The 6,342-nt window shown below is 70.0% G+C and carries 5 protein-coding genes and 4 pseudogenes; 3 read left to right on the forward strand and 6 right to left on the reverse strand.

Annotated elements, in window-relative coordinates; all coding sequences use genetic code 11:
- Positions 1–2 precede the first annotated feature (2 nt).
- The 4 genes from JK364_RS51000 to rpmB form a co-directional block, all read right to left on the reverse strand.
- A complete protein-coding gene (locus JK364_RS51000) occupies positions 3–1,340 on the reverse strand; it encodes a pyridoxal-phosphate dependent enzyme (protein WP_201858324.1) in 1,338 nt (445 codons plus the stop codon).
- Positions 1,337–2,860, reverse strand: coding sequence for a Y4yA family PLP-dependent enzyme (locus JK364_RS51005; RefSeq protein ID WP_201858325.1), 1,524 nt, complete (start codon positions 2,858–2,860; stop codon positions 1,337–1,339). The genes JK364_RS51000 and JK364_RS51005 overlap by 4 nt, the downstream gene beginning before the upstream one ends.
- A 208-nt stretch (positions 2,861–3,068) precedes the next feature.
- Positions 3,069–3,374, reverse strand: a complete 306-nt coding sequence (rpsN, locus tag JK364_RS51010; protein ID WP_161164142.1) for a 30S ribosomal protein S14 — start codon at positions 3,372–3,374, stop codon at positions 3,069–3,071.
- Positions 3,374–3,610, reverse strand: a complete 237-nt coding sequence (rpmB, locus tag JK364_RS51015) for a 50S ribosomal protein L28 (protein ID WP_201858326.1) — start codon at positions 3,608–3,610, stop codon at positions 3,374–3,376. Before rpmB ends, rpsN begins: the two co-directional genes overlap by 1 nt.
- A 62-nt stretch (positions 3,611–3,672) precedes the next feature.
- On the opposite strand from rpmB, the pseudogene rpmG reads away from it, so the two are divergent.
- Positions 3,673–3,807, forward strand: a pseudogene (gene rpmG, locus JK364_RS56465) (50S ribosomal protein L33); the annotation flags it as partial.
- Positions 3,800–4,537: pseudogene (locus tag JK364_RS56470) on the forward strand (GTP-binding protein); the annotation flags it as partial. The pseudogenes rpmG and JK364_RS56470, both read left to right, overlap by 8 nt.
- Before the next feature lie 184 nt (positions 4,538–4,721).
- Here JK364_RS56470 and JK364_RS58335 read toward each other — a convergent pair.
- Positions 4,722–4,952: pseudogene (locus tag JK364_RS58335) on the reverse strand (transposase domain-containing protein); the annotation flags it as partial.
- Between the two features lie 297 nt (positions 4,953–5,249).
- Between JK364_RS58335 and JK364_RS58340 the strand changes: the two are divergent.
- Positions 5,250–5,462 (forward strand): annotated as a pseudogene (locus JK364_RS58340) (hypothetical protein); the annotation flags it as partial.
- Here the strand turns inward: JK364_RS58340 and JK364_RS51035 are convergent.
- A complete protein-coding gene (locus JK364_RS51035; RefSeq protein WP_307841675.1) occupies positions 5,394–6,224 on the reverse strand; it encodes a DUF6308 family protein in 831 nt (276 codons plus the stop codon). The pseudogene JK364_RS58340 and the gene JK364_RS51035 overlap by 69 nt on opposite strands.
- Positions 6,225–6,342: the final 118 nt, after the last annotated feature.

Below are 6,342 nucleotides of genomic sequence, written 5' to 3' on the forward strand. Positions count from 1 at the left end.
GCTCACTCCCTCACCAGCGGTGCGCCCGCGTCCCGCCAGGCCACGATGCCGCCCGCGAGGCTGCGCACGTCGGGGTGGCCCATACGGGTCAGCAGTGCCGCGTAGAGCAGCGACTTCTCCCCCACGGGGCAGGCGAGCAGTACCGGGGTGCGCTTGCTGAACGGCAGCCCGGCCCGCACCAGTTCCTCGAAGACCTCGTCGACGATGTTGGCCGATCCCTCGATGTGCAGGGCGGCGTAGGCGTGCGGACCGCGCAGGTCGATCACCAGCGGGCGGGGTTCGCCCCCGGCCAGCCACTGCTGCGCCTCCTCGACGGCGACGGTACGGGCCTCGGCACGGACCTCGGTGTCGGTGAGCGACGCGGCCGAGTGACCGCGCCGTGCCCTGCCGAGCAGCTCCGGGCGACGGTCGCGTACGTAGCTCAGATAGCTCTCGGCCCGGTCGCAGACGATGAACACGGCGGTCTGCCGACGCCCGGTGCCCGCCAGTTCGGCGTCGACCGCGGCCAGTTGGCGGACCGCTCCCTGGTAGGCCGCGCCTCCGGTCGGCCCGGACAACAGCCCGCAGCGGCGGATCAGTGTGACCATGCCGTCGATGGCCTCCTGGGAGGTGACCGACGCGATGGAGTCGTACGTCGCCGGGTCGAACAGCCCTACCTGGTGCACCTCGTCGATGGTGCGGATGCCCGGGATGAAGTCCGACTTGTCGGCGACCAGCCCGAGTACGCGCATCCGCGGGTCGTGCTCGCGCAGCACCTTGGCGACACCGGTCGAGGAGCCCGCCGTGCCCACGCAGGCGACGAACCAGTCGGGGGCCCGGCCGTCCAGGTCCTTGACGATCTCGGGTCCGGTCCCGGTCGCGTGCGCCTCGACGTTGCGCGGATTGAAGTACTGATCGGTGTGCAGGTAGGTGCTGCCGGGCTCGGACAGCGCCTGGTGGAAGCGGGTCAGCGGATCGTCGGTGTCCGTGGGGTCCAGACACTCGCTCCGCCCGGGCAGCTCCTCGATCTCCGCGCCCAGCAGGAGCAGCAGTTCCTTGATCTCGGGAACGCGCATCCGGTTGGTCACGCTCTTGAATTTCAGCCCGTTGAGGCCGGCCAGGAGCGCGAGGGCCTTGGCGGTGTTGCCGCTGGACAGTTCCACGACCGTGCCGTCGCCACCTGCCGCCTCCGACAGGAGCGGACGGGCCATGTGCCAGGCGGGCCGGTCCTTGACGGACCCGAAGGGATTGAGCATCTCCAGCTTGGCGTAGAGGTCGATGTGGTGCAGTCCGTGGACGGACGCGTCGATGCGGACCAGGGGTGTGTTGCCGATGGCGTCGGTGATGCTGTCGTACCTCAAGACGGCCCTTTCTGCGGGTGTATGAGCGGCCAGTAGTCCTCGTCAGGGCACCAGCGCCAGGTGCCGGCCTCCCGCGTGACCGCCACCGTCCGTGCGACGGGCTGCCGTTGCGCGCGGTGGGCGTGGAAGTCCATCACGTATCCCGCGGTGTTGAGGAAGGCCAGGACGTCCCCGGCGCGCGGCAGCCGCGGCAGGTACACCAGCCGCCGGGTGATCAGGTCGGCCTCCAGGCACAGGTTTCCGACGAGGTGGACCCCGACCGGACCGTCGCCCCCGGTCCCGTCACCGTACGGCTCGCCCGGGGCGCCGTCACGGGGCAGCAGGACGGGGTCCACGAGCACACCGTGCTCCTCCAGGCTGACGTCCCCCGCGTTCATGCCCAGGCGCACCAGGTACCGGTCCGGAGCGTCGCTCGTGCGCCGCACCTCCAGCACCCGGGCCAGTGACACCCCGCACTGGTCGACAAGGGCCCGTCCCGGTTCGATGTACAGGTCGTTCAGGTGCTCCAGCAGCAGGGTGGCCGGCGACCGGCCCAGCGCCGGGGCGGGGCGGGAGAGCAGTTCGTCGAGGTAGCCGGGCCCGGCGACGGACCGGTGGGCGGGGTACAGCGCCGCCGTGCCGCGCACCGTGCCTCCCTCGGCGCGCAGCCCGTAGCCGTGGCCGCGCCAGGTCAGCGGCGGGCGTACCCCGAGGACGGCCTCGCTCAGCGCGGTGGTCCAGCGCTCCCACTCGGCGGCCTCGGCGACGTATCCGACGCCGAACCCCCCGCCGATGTCCACGGCGCCCGGTGCCAGGCCGCGCGCCCGGCACTCGTCCATCAGCAGGACACATCGCTCCAGGGCGCGGGCCTTCTCCTCCAGGCCGGTGGTGTCCAAGTGATAGGCCAGGCCGACGAGTTCGACGGCGTCCGTGTGCTCTTCCAGCGCCGACCACAGCGCCTCGGCCTCGGCGACCGGCGTGCCGAACCGGCTGCCGCGCGACAGGACCCGGGTGCCGGCGCCGCCGTACCCGGCGTCCGACTCGAAGCCCGACAGGCGTGCCAGTACGCGTGTCCTGCTCAGGCCGTGTCCGCGGACGATTTCGGCCAACTGCCGCAGCTCACCGGCCGAGTCCACGTTGACCGTGGCTCCCACCCGGGCCGCGAGCCACAGGAACTCCGGGTCCTTGGGTCCGGTCGCCATCACCCGGTCCCCCGTGAACCCGCAGCCCAGTGCGTGCCGAAGCTCCCCCAGGGAGGCCACGTCGACGCCGACGGCGGCCGGGTCGCACGCGGCCAGCCTCCGCACCAGGGCGCTGGACCGGTTCGCCTTGTGCGCGAAGTACACCCGGCCGAGGAGGCGGTGACGCCGGTACACGGAGAGGAAGCGTGCGGCGTTCTCCGCGACCACCTCGGGGAGCAGCACGTTCAGCGGTGAGCCGAGCGCGTCCACCAGCGAGTGCAGGAGCCTTGCCTCCCCGAGCAGTGAGGCGAGCGGTGGCTCCACCCGCGGCCTCAGATACAGGGGCGCGTCCTTCGCCACATACCCTCCCCACGTTCACGTGTCGCCGCCTGATGGTGACGACAATCGTTCCGGGGGTAGTCGTTTCCACCTACACGCGCGGCTAAGCATCGTCTTGCGCGCGCCGTGCCACATCCTGGTCCCGGCGCTCGCCCGGAGCGCCCTGGGCGCGGCGGGCAGCAAGAGAGGAAAGGGCGGCACACCCGTGCCGCCCCCTCCTCTTCGGCCGTCACCAGGACGACTTCGTCACCCCCGGCAGGAATCCGGCGTGGGCCTGCTCGCGCACGTTGACGCGGGAGAGGCCGAACTTGCGCAGGTGACCGCGGGGGCGGCCGTCCACGCTGTCACGGTTGCGCACGCGGGTCGCGCTCGCGTCCCTGGGCTGCCGGCGGAGTTCCGCCTGCGCGGCCGCCTTCTCGTCGTCCGTGGTGCTCGGCGAGACCAGGACGGCTTTGAGTTCGGCGCGCCGCTGCGCGTAGCGGGCCACGATCAGCTTCCGCTTCTCGTTCTTCGCGATCTTGCTCTTCTTCGCCATCAGACACGCTCCCCGCGGGCTCGGATTCGGGCGACGGCGGCCTCGATGCCGATCGCGTCCACGGTCTTGATGGCGCGCGCGCTCAGGCGCAGCCGCACGTGGCGCCCCTCGCTGGGCAGCCAGTACCGCTTGTTCTGGATGTTCGGGTCGAAGCGGCGCGAGGTGCGCCGATGCGAGTGGGAGATCTTCTTGCCGAAGACCGGCTTGGCGCCGGTCAGTTGGCAGTGGGCAGACATACGGGTTCGGCCTTTCTGCACCTGCGTATCGGTAATGGAAATCATTGTCGTATGCTACCCGCATGGCTCGCAACGAACTACGCCCGATCATCAAGCTCCGCTCCACCGCCGACACCGGCTACACGTACGTGACCCGCAAGAACCGCCGGAACAACCCGGATCGGCTGGTCCTCAGGAAGTTCGACCCCATTGCTCAACCACCTGCTGTCGAACCGCGAGGGACTGCGGGTCGCCGTCATCGTGAACGACATGAGCGAGACCAACATCGACGCCGCGCTGGTGCGCGGCAGCGAGGCCGCCCTCTCACGCACGGAGGAACGGCTGGTCGAGATGACCAACGGCTGCATCTGCTGCACGCTCCGTGACGATCTCCTCGAAGAGGTGGACCGCTTCGCCCGGGAGGGACGCTTCGACTACCTCCTGATCGAGTCCAGCGGCATCTCCGAGCCCATGCCGGTCGCCGCCACCTTCTCCTTCGCACGCGACGACGGGGCGACGCTCGACGACCTCACCCGACTGGACACCATGGTCACCGTGGTGGACGCGGCCAACTTCCTGGCCGAGCTGGGCACCGGCGACGAACTCGCCGAGCGGGGCCTCGCCCCCTTCGAGGACGACAAGCGCACGGTGAGCGACCTGCTGATCGACCAGGTCGAGTTCGCCGACGTGATCGTCCTGAACAAGCTCGACCTCGTCGACGGCGCCTCCGCCGAGCGGCTGCGCGGCGTCCTCGCCCGGCTCAACCCGGGCGCACGCCTCGTCGAGGCGGTCCGCGGGCAGGTGCGCGCCTCGGACGTGCTCGGAACCGGCCTGTTCGACCTCCTGCGGGCGATGCGGGCGCAGGACGCGGCTGTCCAGCATCGTGGCCTTGATCGAGAAGTACGTGGTCTCGGCCTGCCACCTCTCGTGGTAGAGAGCGACGAGTTCGCGGGCGGGGTAGCGGGCGGGGTCCGTGAGGGATGCGCCTGGCCCCGGACCGGCACAAAAACTCCGCTCCGGCGGACCGGAGTCGGAGCAGGAAGGGGTAACCGGCTACCGGCCCGGCCAGCGTCTCAAACAATGCCTGGAACGGTGCGGCTCCCACCCGGCGACGTGCCCGGCACAGCGCCGAGGTACACGGCCGCACCAGGGCGAGGGCGTCGAGGCTCGCGACGGGTTTGCTCCACACCGCTCGGTAGCCGCACCGCTCGAACAGTGCCAGCGCCAGGACGAAGTACACCACCACCCGCGAGGGCAGCAGCCTGACCCGCTTCCGGACCGTGCCGGTCTCTTCCAGTACCGCATCGACCAGGGCGAAGTCGACCACCTGGGTCAACTCCCCGAGGTGTCCCGGCGCGAACACGCCCTTGGCTACCGCGATCTCGCGGGTGAGGACAGACTGCCCCTGCAACGGAACTCCTTGATCAACTCTCTTGGCAGAAGGTTGATCTACCGGAGTTCCGTTGCGTCGTTCAACCCCCTTGACACGTCACCGCCAGGCCAAAGTCAACGGTGTTGGCACTGGAGTACTAGGCTGCGTGCCATGGAATCCGTGATCGACGTCCTCGCCGCCCGCGACATCGACCGCCTGAGGCCGCTCTGGCTCCAATTGCAGGCCCACCACCGGCGGGTCGGGAGTCACCTGGAGGCCGTGGCGCCCATGCGCGCACCTGAGGACACCTGGCGAGTGCGGCGCGACCTGTACGTGGAGTGGCTGCGGTCGCCCCTTACGCGGGCGTTCACCGCGGGCGGCGGGGATCGCCTGCTGGGCTACGCGATGGTCCGGGTCGCTGAGTCGCCGGGCTCATGGCAGTGGGGCGAGCGGGTGGGTGTCCTGGAGACGCTCGTGGTCGATACCGATGCCCGCGGCGCGGGCATCGGCCAGGCCCTCGTATCGGCTGCCCGCGACCATTTGGCGCAGCATGGCGTCAAGGTATCGAGTCCGAGGCCGCCGAGAAAGCGCGCCGCCACGCCGAGGACAAGGAACGCCGCCGCCAGCAGCGCACCGGCAGGCGCCGTTGTCCGCCCGCAGGACCGCAGCCAGCGCGGCCCAGAAGGAGTGGTCCACCTTCGGTCGCTCGAACAGCTCCTTGATGCGGATATCGTAGATGGGGATGAGGTGGGGACGCTTGCGGGCCAGCAATTTGCCTGCGACAACCGGGCCGCTACCGTCGGGCTTGCTGGGGTACCGTTTGGTGCCGACCAGGCGTTCCCACAACTCCCATGCGGGTCCGCCCTCCTCGATAAGCGCATCGCTTCCAGGATTCTCCAAGCGCGCGTCACGAGGGATGAGCGACAGCAGGCGCGCCCAGTTCCCATCGGGGTCGGTCAGCAGGTTCATCGCCCCGTGTGGCCTGAGGGAGACACTGAGCAGGGTGATGGCCACCAGGTCGTTGCTGTCGAAGCGGTCCACGACGTGCTCAACGTCCCCGCCCCCGAAAGCCGCCGCCAACGCATACGCCTTTGCTACGCCTTTTTGAGGTTGGGGGTGGCTGGGGGACGTGGTCCAGGCGTGGGTATCGGTGCCGTTGCCGACACTGCCTGATCCTGTTGCCCATTTACTGTTTGTGCTGGTCGGGGTGTTGATCGTTGCGGCAGGCTGGTCTCGTGGCCGGTCCTTTTCGTTCCCGGTCACGGAGTGGGAGGGGCCCGTGTCGATGGAGCCGCGGTCGTGGCCGGAGCCGGCGCCGGAGGTAGCGCGGGCAGTGAGGGCAAAGTACCCGGGACGTCAGGTGCCGCTGCCGGTCGTGGTG

Origin of the sequence: Streptomyces endocoffeicus (assembly GCF_016741935.1) — a bacterium.
Classification (GTDB): Bacteria; Actinomycetota; Actinomycetes; order Streptomycetales; family Streptomycetaceae; genus Streptomyces; species Streptomyces endocoffeicus.

Bases quoted from the DNA above. Each gene is read 5' to 3' on its own strand.
- rpsN (WP_161164142.1), bottom strand. From the start codon at position 3,374: ATGGCGAAGAAGAGCAAGATCGCGAAGAACGAGAAGCGGAAGCTGATC.
- rpmB (WP_201858326.1), bottom strand. From the start codon at position 3,610: ATGTCTGCCCACTGCCAACTGACCGGCGCCAAGCCGGTCTTCGGCAAG.